General features: G+C 43.5%; 15 protein-coding genes. 3 read left to right on the top strand and 12 right to left on the bottom strand.

Translation table 11 applies throughout. The annotated features are described in order from the left end of the window. Window positions 1–92 precede the first annotated feature (92 nt). The 10 genes from OW495_RS17460 to nrfB form a co-directional block, all read right to left on the bottom strand. Window positions 93–1,481, bottom strand: coding sequence for a di-heme oxidoredictase family protein (locus OW495_RS17460; RefSeq protein ID WP_289887584.1), 1,389 nt, complete (start codon window positions 1,479–1,481; stop codon window positions 93–95). 110 nt (window positions 1,482–1,591) lie between these two features. Continuing rightward, a complete protein-coding gene (locus OW495_RS17455) occupies window positions 1,592–2,851 on the bottom strand; it encodes an imelysin family protein (RefSeq protein ID WP_017110962.1) in 1,260 nt (419 codons plus the stop codon). A gap of 177 nt (window positions 2,852–3,028) precedes the next feature. Then, window positions 3,029–3,664: a GTP cyclohydrolase II gene (gene ribA, locus OW495_RS17450; RefSeq protein WP_354669432.1), complete on the bottom strand. Its 636-nt coding sequence runs from the start codon at window positions 3,662–3,664 to the stop codon at window positions 3,029–3,031. Window positions 3,665–3,873: 209 nt separating this feature from the next. Continuing rightward, window positions 3,874–4,050 (bottom strand): hypothetical protein, encoded by a 177-nt coding sequence (locus tag OW495_RS17445; protein ID WP_017106656.1) that lies wholly within the window; start codon window positions 4,048–4,050, stop codon window positions 3,874–3,876. A gap of 89 nt (window positions 4,051–4,139) precedes the next feature. Continuing rightward, entirely contained in the window at window positions 4,140–4,580 is a 441-nt protein-coding gene (gene nrfF, locus OW495_RS17440) for a heme lyase NrfEFG subunit NrfF (protein WP_065103352.1), read from the bottom strand. After that, the gene (locus tag OW495_RS17435) at window positions 4,577–5,164 is read right to left on the bottom strand and encodes a DsbE family thiol:disulfide interchange protein (protein ID WP_102544009.1); all 588 of its coding nucleotides are present in this window, start codon (window positions 5,162–5,164) and stop codon (window positions 4,577–4,579) included. The genes nrfF and OW495_RS17435 overlap by 4 nt, the downstream gene beginning before the upstream one ends. Then, window positions 5,145–7,067, bottom strand: a complete 1,923-nt coding sequence (locus tag OW495_RS17430) for a heme lyase CcmF/NrfE family subunit (RefSeq protein WP_289887583.1) — start codon at window positions 7,065–7,067, stop codon at window positions 5,145–5,147. Before OW495_RS17430 ends, OW495_RS17435 begins: the two co-directional genes overlap by 20 nt. A gap of 128 nt (window positions 7,068–7,195) precedes the next feature. Continuing rightward, window positions 7,196–8,170, bottom strand: a complete 975-nt coding sequence (nrfD, locus tag OW495_RS17425) for a cytochrome c nitrite reductase subunit NrfD (protein WP_102512649.1) — start codon at window positions 8,168–8,170, stop codon at window positions 7,196–7,198. 2 nt (window positions 8,171–8,172) lie between these two features. Then, window positions 8,173–8,859, bottom strand: a complete 687-nt coding sequence (gene nrfC, locus OW495_RS17420) for a cytochrome c nitrite reductase Fe-S protein (RefSeq protein WP_077680270.1) — start codon at window positions 8,857–8,859, stop codon at window positions 8,173–8,175. A gap of 3 nt (window positions 8,860–8,862) precedes the next feature. Continuing rightward, window positions 8,863–9,447 (bottom strand): cytochrome c nitrite reductase pentaheme subunit, encoded by a 585-nt coding sequence (nrfB, locus tag OW495_RS17415; RefSeq protein ID WP_009848843.1) that lies wholly within the window; start codon window positions 9,445–9,447, stop codon window positions 8,863–8,865. A 481-nt stretch (window positions 9,448–9,928) separates the two neighbouring features. Between nrfB and nrfA the strand changes: the two genes are divergently transcribed. Further along, entirely contained in the window at window positions 9,929–11,359 is a 1,431-nt protein-coding gene (gene nrfA / locus OW495_RS17410; RefSeq protein ID WP_017101428.1) for an ammonia-forming nitrite reductase cytochrome c552 subunit, read from the top strand. Window positions 11,360–11,484: 125 nt separating this feature from the next. Further along, window positions 11,485–11,829, top strand: coding sequence for a rhodanese-like domain-containing protein (locus tag OW495_RS17405; RefSeq protein ID WP_065111118.1), 345 nt, complete (start codon window positions 11,485–11,487; stop codon window positions 11,827–11,829). Window positions 11,830–11,880: 51 nt separating this feature from the next. Here the strand turns inward: OW495_RS17405 and OW495_RS17400 are convergent, their stop codons facing one another. Next, window positions 11,881–12,510 carry a tetratricopeptide repeat protein gene (locus tag OW495_RS17400; protein WP_102278073.1) on the bottom strand — a complete coding sequence of 210 codons (630 nt, stop codon included), beginning with the start codon at window positions 12,508–12,510 and terminating at the stop codon, window positions 11,881–11,883. Window positions 12,511–12,787: 277 nt separating this feature from the next. Further along, complete coding sequence (gene gyrA / locus OW495_RS17395; protein WP_102512650.1) at window positions 12,788–15,460, bottom strand: DNA topoisomerase (ATP-hydrolyzing) subunit A; 2,673 nt, start codon at window positions 15,458–15,460, stop codon at window positions 12,788–12,790. A gap of 258 nt (window positions 15,461–15,718) precedes the next feature. Here gyrA and ubiG point away from each other — a divergent pair, with 258 nt between their 5' ends. Further along, window positions 15,719–16,465, top strand: a complete 747-nt coding sequence (ubiG, locus tag OW495_RS17390) for a bifunctional 2-polyprenyl-6-hydroxyphenol methylase/3-demethylubiquinol 3-O-methyltransferase UbiG (protein WP_102512651.1) — start codon at window positions 15,719–15,721, stop codon at window positions 16,463–16,465. The last annotated feature ends 480 nt before the right edge of the window (window positions 16,466–16,945 follow it).

The raw sequence follows: 16,945 nt of genomic DNA, 5'->3' as shown, positions 1-16,945 counted from the left end.
TTCAGCGGTTGTGTGCTTTAGGTTAACTTATTCTTCGGGTTAACTTATTCTTTGGGTTAACTCGCTCGTTGAACGACTGAATCTCAGACCGACTATAGCGAATTCAAAAACGCCAGTAGTGCTTCACGCTCAGTGGCATTCAAAGACAGAACGTTTTGTTTCGCCATTTCTGCTTCACCACCGTGCCAAAGTACCGCTTCCATAACGTTTCTTGCTCGACCGTCATGAAGCAGGAACGTATGGCCATTCACTTCTTTGGTATAGCCTAATCCCCATAAAGGTGTTGTGCGCCATTCTTGGCCATTGGCAAGATACTCAGGTCGATTATCGGCTAAACCTTCACCCATATCGTGCAACAACATATCTGTATATGGGCTAATTAGCTGATTAGACAATGCAGGCAGACCTTCACGCTCTGCCGTGCGGAATTCCGCTTGGTGGCAACTTTGACAACCAATGTCTTTAAACAGCTTTTTACCTTGCACAACAGCAGGGTTATCGACGTTGCGACGAATAGGCACGGCCAAATGCTGCGAATAAAACTCAACAAAATCTAAGATGTTGTCGCTGACTTCTGGCTCGCCGCCATTCGGAAAATCGTCACAGGTTGACTGTGCTGATGTGCAGTTCTCATTCGGGAACAAGCGACTGGTTAAGCCTAAATCACCATTAAATGCCGCCGCGTTTTGCTGCATTAGATTTGGTTGTCCGGCTTTCCAACCGAAACGACCGAGCGTCATCTCATTGGTTTGAACATCAAGAACATGATTAGCTTTACCTGAAATACCTTGCTTGTCCGCTAATTGCTGCTCAGCAAATCCAAGAATCGTTTCTTTTGAAATGCTCTCAAGTAAGCCAAGGCCAATCATTGGCGGCGCAACACGAGCTGAGAATTCAGTTTTAGGATGCATCTCACCGAACGCAAGCTCAGTGATTTTTAAAGTGGGTTTACGCAGAGTAACGACGGTGCCGTCTTTGAATTCAACAGGAACATCGGTGTAACTGATGTTCACTTTACCCTCAGGTTTAACACCTTGAAGTGCGAAATCTTGTAACTGGCCGCCGTATGTCGGTTCTGGAATGCCACCGTCACGAATGAAGGCTTGTCGCTGCTCAGGTGTTTCAGCAGGAATACTCAAGCGAACCAACATTGAAACCGCGTTCTCATCGCCTTTTTCAGGTGCGTGACCACGACCATCTTTGATGTGACAGTTTTGACAACCGTTAGTATTGAACAATGGACCTAATCCATCACGCGCATCGGTTGATGATGGCGCAGGTACCCAAGGGTTTCTAAAGAAGCTGTTACCTACGCTGAAATCCAAGCGCTTGCTCATTGGCAAGTTGGCGGCTGGAAGAGAAAAAGCGTTCGCGCCCTCTTTCTTTACTGTGGTTTTGCCACCAGAGTAGGTTTCATGGGCGTGTAATGGAGATAAGAAAAACAGTGCGGTTAATAGTGAGGCTGAGAGATACGACTTCATACATTGCCTTGCTGTGTTTTGATTTTAGTTTTTATGTGGGTGTCACTTTCTTGAGTAGCAAACAATTAAGGGCTCCATAAGAGCCCTTATATTGATTTGGTCTCGGGTTCTTAGAACTCGTGATCCGCTGTGTCTGGGTTTAGGCTATCAATGCCAATAACACCCGCAGCGCGCTCGATTGCAGCAGTTTGAGACACTAGAGCAACAATTGTTTTGTTTACTAGTGCATTACCTGCAGCGTTGTCAGCAGCAATTAGCTGATCGAAGTGCTGGTTGTTTTTCTCTGCAGAAACAACAAGCTGACCAACTTGTGCACGTGCTAGATCAAACTGCTTTTGAATCTCTTTCGCAGCTTGCTCGTCTTTTTGTTCAACTAGGTCAAACAGGCTAGGGCCTGAAAGTAGAGAACCATCTTCACGCTTGTACAAGCCAGTGTATACGTTGTAGATACCTTGCTCGTTGTAGTAGTGAGAGTTGTGCGTGTTATCAGAGAAACAGTCGTGCTCATCTTCAGTAGAGTTTGCTTCTAGTGCAACCTTCATACGCTCACCCGCTAGTTCACCTAGAGACAGTGAACCCATGCCAAATAGCATTTTACGTAGGCCGTTCTCGCTAGATTCAGAAAGAAGCTCTTGACGGTAGTTGCCCTTCTCGCCTTCAGCCCACTGCTTTTCCATCCATTCTAGGTCTTGGATAAGAAGTTCAGCTGATGCTTTTAGGTATGCGCCACGACGGTCACAGTTGCCATTAGTACACTCTGCGCCAACAACGAAATCAGTGTAAGCACGCTCACCTGCACCGCTGTTTGTGCCGTTTAAATCTTGGCCCCAAAGTAGGAATTCAATCGCATGGTAACCAGATGCTACGTTTGCTTCAGAACCGCCGATCTCATTAAGGTCTGCGATTAACTCAGGAGTGATGTTGGTTGCGTCTACTGTTGTTTGACCAATCTGGAATGTTTTGTTCGCAACGATGTTTGCGCTAGCGCCTTCGTTACCAAGCTCATATTGGTAATCAGAAGAAACGTAATCGATAAGGCCTTCATCTAGTGGCCATGCGTTCAATTGGCCTTCCCAGTCATCAACAACAACGTTACCAAAGCGGAATACTTCAGACTGTTGGTAAGGTACGCGAGACTCAAGCCAAGCTTGTTTTACTTGTTCGAAATTGCCAGCAGAAGGAGAAGCTAAGAAGGTATCAATAGAAGAGTTCAACGCTTTTGCTGTAATTACTGAATCTGCAAACACTGCATGAGCAATATCTGCGTAATGTTCTACAACTTGATCTTGAGTTACTGCTGCGAAAGAAGAAGCAGAGGCAAAAATGAGTGACGAAGTTACGGCTTTGGTCACTAAAGATTTAATGGTCATGAAGCATCCTTGTTGAGCTTTAAATTATTATTCGTAGTAATAGTGCAAACCATTATCATTTGCACTACGGATTGGAATAATACAAAGTTACAATTTTATTGCAAGATAAATACAAAAAAACCTCACAATTGTGAGGTCTTTAAACATTTTTGTGTTAAGCACAACAATGGCAACTAATCAGATGTCCAGATTATGCTTACCGTGTGAGACTTTGGCTTTCAAGTAGCTTTCGTTACCCGATTTAATGTGAGCAGAGGTGTTCACTACTTCTGCAATCTCAATACCAAACTCTTTAAGTTCGTTGATTTTCTTAGGATTGTTGGTCACCAAGCGGATTTTTGTGGTACCCAGCGCGCGTAACATTTCTGCCGCCTCTGTGAAATCACGTAAGTCATCACCAAAACCCAAGTGATTGTTTGCTTCGTAGGTGTTCATACCTTCACTTTGCAAACGATACGCATCAATTTTATTGTATAAACCAATACCACGACCTTCTTGGCGTAGATAAAGAATCACACCGCCAGTTTCACCCATGATTTGAATGGTTTCGTCTAACTGCTCGCCACAATCACAGCGAGATGAATGAAAAACATCACCAGTAAGACATTCAGAGTGCATACGAACAAGAGGTATGTCTTGTGTCTTATCGGCTGATTTAAATATCACAGCAACATGCTCTTTATCTGTTTTCAATCCATGAAAAGACAGAAGCTCAGCATCAATACTGCTTGTTACCCCTACTTTGAAATCTATTCTGGCACGTACTTCCGCCATATGTATACTCACTTGAAAATTCGATGTATTTAAAAACACTACATTATTTGTCTAAACAAGTTTTTGTAGCCAACTATCTAATGATAGACACTATGGGGCTGTTAACAATTTTTTTCAAGGTCGACTACGCACAAAGTGTTACATTATAACAATTAATCATCGAACAAGAAAAAACCCCACATTGGTGATACCAACATGGGGTTATAAATTAATCAGTTGCGGCTGAGGCTCTACTTTTTACAGAACGATCAACTTACTTGAGTTTGCTTCCAAATGACGAGTTGAACCCAAGCATTCTCCAACTCTGTCAGTTCTTCTTGTGTGAGCGTAGAAATACTCGACTTGGCACTGTATTTTTCTCCCCACTTGTCCGATTGGACATGGGTATGGAATTCTTTTTTCAAATTTGAGATTAGGTTATCCACAAATACATCCTTATATAACAGTGCTCAGCCTTTATAATCTCTTAATGTTACAAAATACAGGTTAATTGGTAAACAGTAATACGTAATTTTTATGAGCTCTTTCTAACACTTTTTACTGATAAATATATAAATAAGAGAAAAAGAACGACCGGTAAGAGCCAAAGTAATAACGTTGAAGCACTCATTGCGGGCTTGTAGAGCACAAATTCACCAAACCTTTCCGTCATGTATTGAGTGATTTCGTTATTACTCTTCCCTGCTTTCACCATATTAAATACAACAAGACGCAAGTCTTTTGCTATTGGAGAGTTCGATTCAATCAGATTTTGATTCTGACATTGTGGGCAGCGCAGCGATTTTGCCAAACTAATAGCACGCTGTTGTTGATTAGGGCTTTCAAACTCAAATAACTCTACCTGAATGCTTGTATCTTTATCACCCGCCGTAAACAAATCTTCAGCTAATACAGGGAAGTTGACGACAATAGCAGCGCTAAGTATGAGCACTATGTTGAGCAGGAACTTCATCATCCATTTGTACCTTTAAAATAGTGAGCGAGTTCTTTGCGCCAAACCGATTCATTAATCACGCCTAGTAACTTCTTAACTATTTGGCCTTCAGCATCGACTAAATACGTCTCAGGAGTACCGATTACACCGAGTTCTAACGCCAACTTCCCTTGAGGATCGCTGATCACAGTTGAGTATGGGTTGCCGTCGTTGGACAATACATTAAGCGCAGCACCGGGGTTATCTCGATAATTGAGACCAACAATTGGAATACCTTCCTTTTGTAGTTCGAGTAAAAAAGCATGCTCGGTTTTACATATTCCGCACCATGAAGCCCATACATTGACCAGTTGGTAAGGATGTTGAGTAATATCAGCAAGCGTAAGCTTAGCCGTTTCATAGCTTAATATTTCAGAGCTTAATGCTTCAGAATCGAATGACTCATCAGTAACGAGCTTTGCTGCCGTAAATTCAGGGAAGGCCCTTTTTTGCTCTGAAACACTGGTCGTTTGTTGCTTACTGTCGAGCGCATATGAAAATGCAACGACCAAAGCAACAGCCACTGAAAATAGAGCAATGAGTTTATTACGAACGCTGGTATGCATACTGGGCAGCCTTAACGGTTTTCTTTTTACGATTGGTCAGTGAAAGCACAGCACCTAGAATTGAGAACAACCCACCAAACCATATCCAACGAGCATACGCTTTGTACTGAACTCGAAATGCATAAGCGGTAGCGTCAACTTTCTCACCCATGGTGATATACACATCGCCATGCCAAAACCATTTCATTGCGGGCTCGCTCATGTTCATCACTCGAACTTGGTAATGTCTTCTTTCAGGTGTAATGGAAAAATTTTGCTCGCCAGTATCTAGCTTAAGTATCGCCTTTTCAGCGGTAAAATTTGAGGCGACATAAAGCTCTGTATCTTCATGAGCAAGCGTCCAGTCCATAAACTCCACTTGTTCATCTGGGCTTAATTTATAACTGCGCTCAAACGAGTGGTAACTGTTCATTGCAGCGCCTACAGCCAAGACTGCAACACCAACATGGGCAAAGGTCATCACCCAGACTTTTCGTTGGAACTTGGAACTGCGCGTTACGGCTAAGCCATAAACATGAGTGAGCAAAACCCAAAATGCGAGTGACCATGTCATCAGAGCCATCACTTGTCGTTGGACTTGTTCCACTTGCCATGAATAACAAACGTAACCCAATGCCAACGACACCAAAGCTAACAATGAAATAACACCTTTGGTTGCTTGAGGTTTGATGCTGAGCAATGGGGCTAAGCCAACCACGCCAAGTGCGAGCAAAGCCAAAGGTGCAATCAACAGATTAAAGTATGGCGCACCGACCGATATGTTACCTAATCCAAGCAGTTCAAAGACCATTGGATAAAATGTACCAAACACCACAACAGCGGTCGCTAATACAAAAATGAGCACCGCAACTAGGCTTAAAAAGCTCTTACTGGCGAAGCTAGTAATTGGGTTAGATTCAAAAGACTCCCCTCTGATGATAAGAAGAGAGAAAGAGCTCACTAGCACCAACATCAATATAAGTAGTAGTGCGATACCTTTGGTCGGGTCGACAGCGAAAGCGTGTACCGATGTGAGTACACCAGAACGAACAATAAAGGTGCCTAAGATACTCAAACAAAATGTAATGAAAGCAAGGCTTAGAGACCACTTCAGAAGCTGTTGTTTACCCTTGGCAACACCTAAACAGTGCAGCAAGGCTGTCGAAGTGAGCCACGGCAACAAACTGGCATTTTCAACAGGATCCCAGAACCACCAGCCGCCCCAGCCTAATTCGTAATACGCCCACCAAGAGCCAAGAATGATCCCTGCAGTTAAAAAGATCCAAGCGACTAGACACCAACTGCGACAATGGGCAACCCAATCAAACTCAATAGGATCAACCAGCAAAGCGGCAACTGCAAATGCCAGCACCACAGAAAAGCCGACATAGCCAAGGTAAAGTAATGGAGGGTGAAAGATCAGGCCGACATCTTGCAACATTGGGTTAAGGTCACGCCCTTCTAGCGGCAAGATCGAATTCATTTCAAATGGGTTTGACGCGAATAAGGTGAACCAAGCAAATATCGCAAGCAGTAGATTCATTACCCACAACACACGGCTTTGGTATTCATTCGAATAGTGTTTTTGTAAGGCAATCACGCCAGACCAGACGCTGATCGTCAGTACCCAAAATAACAAGGAACCTTCATGGCCTGCCCATACGGCTGCTAGCTTAAAAAATGAGGGTAATTGAGTATTTGAATGTTCAGCGACATAGAGAATAGAGAAGTCATCACTGACAAAGGCGTAGCCAAGCAATGCGACAGAAGTGAGAGAAAACAATGCACTTGAAAGAGAGAAACTGCGGATTAAACTTATATTTTGCGTCCGTTTGTTTAGCATTTGATAAAACGAATGCACACCAATAATGCTACTGAGTACAGCAACCAACACTAAACTAAACAGCCCCAAAGAACCGACCATATCACCTCAATAAGGCTCCGCTAGAGCAGAGCCGATCTGAACACGCATCTCATGTTTACTAAAAGCATGTTCATTAATAAGCAGATGTCTAGTATCCAACATCTGCTCACTAATAAACTTGCGCGAAATTAAGCTATCGTTAACTGCCCTGCATAAAGGACAAAAGTTCGCAGCATTAATACGCCCATAAGGCTTAGCGAAGTCACGGAGAAAATATACACCGAGCTATGGCGGATTGAGGCTGGTGTCACTGCATTCAGCAACAACGGTAAAACCATACCAACACCGATGACGCCATACCAGAACCAACTCGCCCAGAAACCACTGCCAATTGCGTTCCATACTGCTTGTTCACTTTGACCACCAGCGAAGATAAGCCCAGTAAAGAAAGTGATAAGAACAAACAACTCAAACATCACTACCGGGCGTTCAAATCCGTGGATCCATGAAATACTCGGGCTATGAGGTGATTCTTTAAAGACCAACACACCAAATAAAATACACGCCGCCGCGCCCGAAGATAAACTCGAGAACAAGAACAAAATCGGCAGTACTGGGTTATTCAATAGTGGAAAGGTATTTAAAGCTGACAGCAAGAATCCGGTATAAGCGGCAAGCATCAGAGCAAGAACAGCTAAGAATATTTCCAGAGCATTCTCAAACACTTCTAATTTGCCAATCCAGTTCCCGACAAAGTCGAGTCGTCCTTTTAACCATGTTTGGTCATTCAAGAACACGACAATTTGATCTCTAAATATAATGCCGATCCAAAGAAACAAGATCACCATATACACTTGGAATAAGATCACACCCATCGACATCACAGACGTAGGATTATAGAAGATCATGATCTTCCAAAATGACAGTGGTTTTGTCAGGTGGAAAACCAAGATCAGCAAGCCTGAGATGATTCCAAATGGCGCAAGAAAAGCCGTAGCCTTTAACACACCATTATGAGCAGGATCGCCTTCAATAACCTTGCGCTTAAGGTAAATGGAGATCATTACGGCACCCGCCGACATCCCCGCGAGAAATAGATAGATTGCTATAATCCAGTCCCATACCACGGTACCAGACTGAAAAGCTGCGTCCCATGCACTCATAATCAAATCTCCCCTTTTTGGTGTGGCACTTTATAGAGTTTTGGTTGAGTGCCTAGATAGGCTTTATCTCTGTAAACCACCTCGGATTGAAGTACTTGGTTTATCTCACTCTTAGGGTCATTCAAATCGCCGAATGTCAGCGCTTTGGTTGGGCAAGATTCGACACAAGCAGGCAACTTCCCTTGTGCTAGATTGGTATCACGACAGAAGTTACATTTATCGGCTGACTTGTTCTCTGGATGGAAAAAGCGCACTTGATATGGACACGCTAACAAACAGTAACCACAACCGACACACTTCTCTTTGTGGACATCAACAATGCCCGTTTTTTCATCTTTGTAGGCTGCACCTGTTGGGCAAACCATGACACAGGGTGCGTTATCACAATGTTGGCAAGAGTTACGAGTAAAACGGTAATCAACATTTGGATATTCGCCTTGGGGTTCGCTCTTAATAATTTCTAAGCGCGACACGCCTTCAGGTACTTTATTCACTTCACGACATGCTTCTGTACAAGCAGTACAACCAATACACGCGGTTTCGTCATGAATCATTCCATAACGTTTAGCACCATCTTCTTGAACATTGGCCAACGTTTTACGACTTGTCACCGCCGCCGTTCCCGCTACACCCGTGGTAAAAATAACGGCACCAGCGCCTGCTAAAAAGTTTCTTCTTGAGCAGATCATAGATTACTCCCCTTCTTTCTTCTGGTTGAAGTCTGAATGGCAATCCACACACAGCTTAATGGTTTGCTTTTTATCTAAGCCCAACACCTTTGCTTCAGTCGCATGAACATCATGGCAGTTTGAACACGTTAAGTTTTGCGCGTGAACATCGTGGGTCCAGCTAGCTTCACGCAGATCATCAGGTTTGTGACAATCGATACATTGGCTATTGGCATCTAAAATTAAGCTAGGATCGAGGAAAACCTTTTCGGTTCCTGGTTGTGATTGAGCCGCGCGATACTTCACCACTTCAGGTGCACCTTCTCGGTGATCGGGGCTAATTGAACTATGACAATCGGTACAATTTACTTCACGGCCAAGTAAAGCGTGTGCACTTTCACCATGTGAACCCAATACCGTTTCTTTTGAATCTTTATGGCATTGAACACACTTGTAGTCTTTGTCGCGGATTAATTCGACTTCATGTCTTGTTGATTCTCCTACTGGCGTAACAGCAGGCTCAGCAACAGCATGAATGGAATAACCATAGAGGCAGAATGCTAGAAGGGATTTAAGCATTATGACTATGGCCAATTTAATATTGCCCATTTTATCCTTTCCTTATACCGGCATTATTTAACTCTCAACTAAATAATATTCCGGTTAAACAAAAGTACCCTTAAACGATATTATTACCGCTTAAATGATATCAATTCTTATTTTGGATAAGCCACAACGCTTTCTATAGTTAGAATATACCTCTAATTAGGTAATACGAAATTTGGATGGGTTAATCTGTGAACGCAATCACCCTATTTATATCATGGTCAATCTAGGTAATTGATTGTTATATATGATAATAATTCTCAATTGAATTTTAATTCCACTAACTACCAATACCTCTTTAGGGGTATATAAACTTCAACGTGATTGAAGTCACTACCGTTAATTGATCTAAGACAAGCTATATCCAACACGTAACAAAATGTGTTTGTTTATGAATTAATATAAACAGGAATTCTCCAGTTCTTAATTTGAATAGCAAACTCACAACGCTTGGTATAAGAATCAGTATATTGGAGATATCACTGTGAAAAAGCATTGGATACGTAATTCGGTCACAGCACTATTAATGGTTAGCGCATCACTAGCAAGCGCGACCAGTTTTGCTGCGTCTGAACAAAAAGAAATTGGCGACCCTCGTAACGACCAGTTCGAGCAAAACCACCCAGATCAATATCATTCATGGAGACAGACTTCAGAAAGCGAAGTTATTGAAGACGCACTAAAAGAAGATCCAAACATGGTCATCATGTGGGCTGGCTACGGCTTCGCAAAAGATTACAACAAAGCACGCGGCCACTTTTATGCCATTGACGATGTAAGACAAACACTTCGTACTGGCGGTCCAACGGACGAAAGCTCTGGCCCAATGCCAATGGCGTGTTGGAGTTGTAAGAGCCCAGATGTCGCTCGTGTTATCGAAGAGCGTGGTGAAGATGGTTACTTTGAAGGTAAATGGGCGCGTCTTGGCAACGAGATCATTAACCCTATTGGCTGTTCAGACTGTCACGACACCCAAAGCGAAGGCTTTAAGAATGGTGAGCCAGCACTGAAGGTAACTCGTCCTTACGTTGAACGAGCATTTGAAACGATTGGTAAAAAGTTTGATGAGCAAAGTCGTTTAGACCAACAAGCTTCTGTTTGTGCTCAGTGCCACGTGGAATACTACTTCACAGGGCCAACCAAAGGCGTGAAATTCCCTTGGGACCAAGGTACAACCGTTGGCGACATGGAACGTTACTATGATGCAATCAACTTTAAAGATTGGACGCATAAAGTATCGAAAGCACCCATGCTGAAAGCACAGCACCCAGGTTTCGAAACATGGCGCGAAGGCATCCACGGTAAGAACAAAGTCGTTTGTGCTGACTGTCATATGCCGAAAGTGACCAAAGAAGATGGCACCGTTTATACCGACCATAAAGTGGGGAACCCATTCGACCGCTTCGAAGATACGTGTGCAAACTGTCACACTCAATCGAAAGAAACTATGCGTAACATCGTTTCAAGCCGTAAAGCGCAAGTACTGAACATGAAGCTGACTGCTGAGAAACAAATCGTTGCTGCTCACTTTGAAGCAGGCGCGGCATGGGAAGCGGGTGCGACAGAGCAAGAGATGGAACCTATCCTACTGGATATCCGTCACGCTCAATGGCGTTGGGACTACGCTATCGCGTCTCACGGTATTCACATGCACGCACCTGAAATCGCTCTAGAAGTGCTAGGTACTGCCGTTGACCGCGCCGCGGATGCTCGTACTAAGATTGTTCGTCTACTGGCGAAGAAAGGCATCACCGATCCAATCGAGATTCCAGATATCTCGACAAAAGAAGCGGCTCAAAAAGCGCTTGGAATGGACATGGATAAGATGAACGCTGAGAAACAACACTTCTTAGACACGGTTGTTCCTAAATGGGAAGAGCAAGCTGAAAAGCGTGAAGCCAACTACGAATACTAGTTTCTTCAATTAGACCATTAAGTAAAAACCAGTCACACTATTGTTGTGTGGCTGGTTTTTTAGGTTTTGGGAAATACACATCAATATCGCATCCCCGATCCGCTCGCCAATTCAAGGAATAAACAATGAAAACCTTACTTTCGCTTTCGGCATTATGTATTGCACTACTCAGTTCAAGCGTTCACGCATCTGAGCGTGCTGAGACTGGGTGGGAATTAATAGAGAAAGGCGCGTTAGTGGTTGATGTCAGAACACCTGCAGAGTTCGAACAAGGGCATCTAGACAACGCCATCAACTACCCTCTTTCTGAAGTGGCTACTCACTTTGCTAAGATAGATAAAGACCAACCCATCGTATTGTATTGCCGCAGTGGCAATCGTTCAGGGCAAGCTTATCAATTCTTGCGTGCTCAAGGGTTTACTCAAATCCACAATGCTGGTGGCTTAATCGAAATGCAGGAAAACCAATAGTCTTAGAGATGAGAGCTTAAGTAAGGCCGCCTCTTTAGCAATTAGCCAAGCTTAACGGATCATCTGTTTGGCTTGGTTGATCGAATGGATAATAGAGACACGATCAATGCCCTTCTGATTGGAATCTAAGATTTGAGTCCACGCGTCGATCGCTTGTTGATAGCGCATGCTGATGAAGTGATCTGTCGCAATCAACATCAATGCCGTACGATCATTGGGATCAAGCTGCATGGAGTGCTCCAACAACGCATTAACATCATCACTCATCGCTTGAGAGCTAAGATAATAAAGTGCGGTTGCTTTGGCAGCATAGAGGCCAGAAGGCGCTTGAGGATCTAAGCGAATCGCATAATCGTAGCAAGTGAATGCCGCATCAAACTCCCCTTTCTGCATGTATACACCACCAAGCTTAAACCACAAGTCGGATTGATTCGGGTCTTGCTTGAGGCTTTGTTGAAGCTCATCTTCGAAATCTGTTGCCGTGTAGTTATTGCTATCATCCAAAGGAAGTTGAGGTAACTCTTGTTTCAGTTGAGACCAAACCAGCACGCTCAAAGCCACTGCAGTAAGAGAAATCACCACATTGCCTTTTAGATGGCTGCCATTGTTGCTCGCGGCAATAACGACCACAATCAAAAACAGACTCATTAGTACCAACGCAACCAACAACCAGATATCCATTCCACATCCCTTTTATTTAGATCTACCTCTACTCTATCGTTTTCGTACTGCCTCGTTATTGATCAAAGTTTAGCGTTCGAGATTTAGTGCTCAAACTTTTGCATAAAAGCGACGGGGTAAGGTTGGTGCTCAGACCTAAGCCATAAGCCATAAGCCATAAGCCATAAGCCATAAGCCAAATGAGAAGAGAAGAAAAGTGAAATGACAGGCAATAAAAAACCGAGCACTTAGGCTCGGTTTTTTCATTGGTAAGCTTAATTACTTAACGTAATCGAGATTACTCAGTGTCTTGCTCGCTATCACTTTCAGAGTCAGAAGCATCAGATGCTTGCTCTTCACTTGATTCAGAAACAACAGCCGTTTCAGCGTTTACTGCGTCAGCATTTGCTTCTTCAGTTTCTTCGCCTTCAACAATCTCCGCTTCTTCTACTTCGTCGATACGTTGTAGACCTACAACATTCTCGTCTTCAGCAGTACGAATCAGTGTTACACCTTGAGTGTTACGACCAACTTGGCTTACTTCCGCTACGCGAGTACGTACTAGTGTACCTGCGTCGGTGATCATCATCATTTCATCGCCTTCTTCAACCTGAACAGCACCAACTACTGGGCCATTACGATCAGAGACTTTGATAGATACTACACCTTGCGTTGCCCGGCCTTTCGTTGGGTATTCAGCCAGCTCAGTACGCTTACCGTAACCGTTTTGAGTCACAGTTAGGATATCGCCTTCGTTTGAAGGAACAATCAGTGAAACCACTTGATCGTCTTCTGGAAGCTTCATACCACGAACACCAGAGGCAGTACGACCCATTGGGCGTACTTTGTCCTCGTTAAAGCGAACAACTTTGCCCGACTTCGAGAACAGCATGATGTCGCTATTACCGTCAGTAATATCAACGCCAATCAGTGAATCATCGTCACGTAGGTTAACTGCGATTAGGCCGTTAGCACGTACGTTTGCGAATTGATCCAGTGATGTCTTCTTAACGGTACCGTCGCCTGTTGCCATGAAGATGAATTTCTCGTTTGAGAATTCAGAAACAGGCAGGATAGCCGTAATACGCTCACCTTCTTCTAGAGGAAGAATGTTAACGATAGGCTTACCACGAGCGGTACGGCTTGCTTGAGGCAGTTGGTAAACTTTCAGGCGGTACGTTTTACCACGAGTAGAGAAACATAAGATGTTATCGTGAGTATTAGCAACAAGCAGACGCTCAATGTAATCCTCATCTTTCATCTTAGTTGCACTCTTACCTTTACCACCACGACGCTGAGCTTCGTAGTCGCTTAGGATTTGGTACTTAACGTAACCTGCGTTAGAAAGCGTTACTACAACGTCTTCTTGAGCGATTAGCTCTTCCATGTCGATGTCATGAACCGCTGCTGTGATTTCTGTACGACGTTCATCGCCATAGATATCACGTACTGTTTCTAACTCTTCACGGATCACTTCCATCAAACGCTCAGTGCTTGCAAGAATATGCATTAGCTCAGCGATTTCTTCTAGAAGTGCTTTGTACTCGTCTAGAATCTTCTCGTGCTCAAGACCGGTTAAACGGTGTAAGCGAAGTTCTAGAATAGCTTGTGCTTGAGTTTCCGTTAGGAAGTATTGACCATCACGGATACCGTATTGATCTTCAAGCCAATCAGGACGAGCTGCATCAGTACCAGCACGTTCAAGCATTGCAGCAACATTGCCCAGTTCCCAACCACGAGCAACAAGACCTGCTTTCGCTTCAGCCGGTGTCGGTGCGTTTCGGATCAGTTCAATGATTTCATCAATGTTTGCAAGCGCTAAAGATAGAGCTTCCAAAATATGTGCACGATCACGCGCTTTCTTCAATTCGAAGATAGTACGACGTGTCACAACTTCACGACGGTGATCAACAAAACACTTCAACATATCTTTAATGTTGAAAAGTTGTGGTTGTCCGTTGTTCAGAGCAACCATGTTGATGCCGAAAGTTGTTTGCAGTTGAGTTTGTGAGTAAAGGTTGTTTAGTACAACTTCACCGACAGCGTCACGCTTACATTCAATAACAATACGCATACCATCTTTATCAGATTCGTCACGTAGAGCGCTAATGCCTTCAACTTTCTTATCTTTTACAAGTTCTGCAATCTTCTCGATCAGACGAGCTTTGTTCACTTGATATGGAATTTCAGTAACGATAATTGTTTCTTTACCGTTCTTTTCCATTTCAATGTTCGCGCGCGAGCGCATGTAAACTTTACCACGACCTGTCTTATAAGCATCTACGATGCCTTTACGACCACTAATCAGTGCTGCTGTCGGGAAATCAGGACCAGGGATGTAGTCCATTAGCTCATCAATAGTGATATCTTCATTATTGATAAATGCTAAACAGCCATCAACGACTTCACCTAGGTTATGAGGTGGAATGTTGGTAGCCATACCTACCGCGATACCAGAAGCACCGTTTACCAATAGGTTAGGAATTTTTGTCGGCAGAACCGCTGGAATTTGCTCTGTACCATCATAGTTAGGTACATAGTCCACAGTTTCTTTGTCAAGGTCAGCCAAAAGCTCGTGCGCAATTTTCGCCATACGGACTTCCGTATAACGCATTGCAGCTGCTGAGTCGCCATCGATAGAACCAAAGTTACCTTGGCCATCAACTAGCATGTAGCGTAGCGAGAACGGCTGAGCCATACGTACGATAGTATCGTACACTGCGCTATCACCATGTGGGTGATATTTACCGATTACATCGCCTACTACACGAGCAGACTTTTTATATGCTTTGTTCCAATCATTACCAAGTACATTCATCGCGAACAAAACGCGGCGGTGTACTGGTTTTAGGCCATCACGCACATCTGGAAGAGCACGACCAACGATGACGGACATCGCGTAGTCTAGGTATGAACCTCTAAGCTCATCTTCAATATTTACGGGCGTGATCTCTTTCGCTAGATCGCTCATAGAGCCATTTTCCCTCTATAGTCAGATCGTATTTTTGAATACGTATAAGACCGAAAAATATAACACAAATTTACCTACGGAGGCATCACTTTCCCTCTCCTTTTACCATCTTGTGACCTTTGTAGCCAATCTATTGATGAGAAATTGCACCTCAGCGTCATATCTTGCTGAAACATGGTCACTTTACATCCAATAAACTAGCAAAATTGTAGATCTTCTGGTCAGCAGGAAAAGGCAAGTTATAATGCCTGCAATTTCATGGATGCATTATTTAACTTGGAAATGCCGATTATGACTAAATCACAGAACGTAGACCCAGCAGAAATCAAAAAATTCGAAGACATGGCGTCGCGCTGGTGGGATCTAGAAGGCGAGTTTAAGCCACTACATCAAATCAATCCGCTGCGTTTAAATTACGTGCTAGAGAAAACCGAAGGCCTATTTGGCAAGAAAGTCCTCGATGTTGGCTGCGGTGGCGGTATTTTGGCTGAGAGCATGGCCGTAGAGGGTGCGGTAATTACTGGCCTGGACATGGGTAAAGAACCGCTAGAAGTCGCTCGTCTGCACGCATTAGAAACCGGCACCAAGCTCGATTACATCCAAAGCACCATTGAAGACCATGCTGAGCAAAACCCACAAACTTACGATGTGGTGACGTGCATGGAAATGCTTGAGCACGTACCAGACCCACAATCGGTTATCTCGGCTTGTTCAAAGTTGGTTAAACCGGGCGGCCATGTGTTCTTCTCGACATTGAACCGTAACTTTAAGTCTTACCTGTTCGCTATTGTTGGAGCAGAGAAGCTACTTAAGATTGTGCCAGAAGGTACTCACGACCACGAAAAGTTCATTCGACCTGCTGAACTCATCAAGATGATCGACAATACACCTCTGCAAGAATTAGGCATTACTGGGCTGCATTACAACCCACTAACAGATACGTATCGTTTAGGGTCGAATGTCGATGTGAATTACATCGTCCACACTCAAAATTTCGCCCAATAACTATTCGTATCTCTACCGTAAAATCTTTTATAAAAAAGCCCCATGAAAAGAGTTGCAATTAACATAAGATTGCGACTTTTTTCAGTCTAAATTTCGTGCGCCAGCTTCCATTTTGACCACCTCGATTTAAATTTAATCACCTAAAATCCATCGCCCATTTTGCCCAAAGATCAAGGGATTTTTTTTTATGGGAGTGCAAAAATAAAGCATCCTTAAAAGGCGGCTTTTATACAATCAAGTCACATCTAACCTCATCAGTTAGTGGTCACTTACAGTTTTTTTTAATCCACCACTTATCCACAAGCAACCCAATTTCTTTACCTTGAAAAATATCAGTTGTAGCACTATCTTGTAACCCAACAAACAAATGACCCCCATATGTTGTGTTTGAACTACAATGTATGGGTAGACCAAGATCACAAAGCCGAAACGTAATTTACAAAAATTACACAGAAATACACAAAAACACGGCCTTGTTCA

Source organism: Vibrio sp. 14N.309.X.WAT.E.F5 (assembly GCF_030397615.1).
Lineage (GTDB): Bacteria > Pseudomonadota > Gammaproteobacteria > Enterobacterales > Vibrionaceae > Vibrio > Vibrio lentus.
Note: the sequence above shows the minus strand (reverse complement) of the source record. Positions and strands in the feature narration are given on the sequence as shown.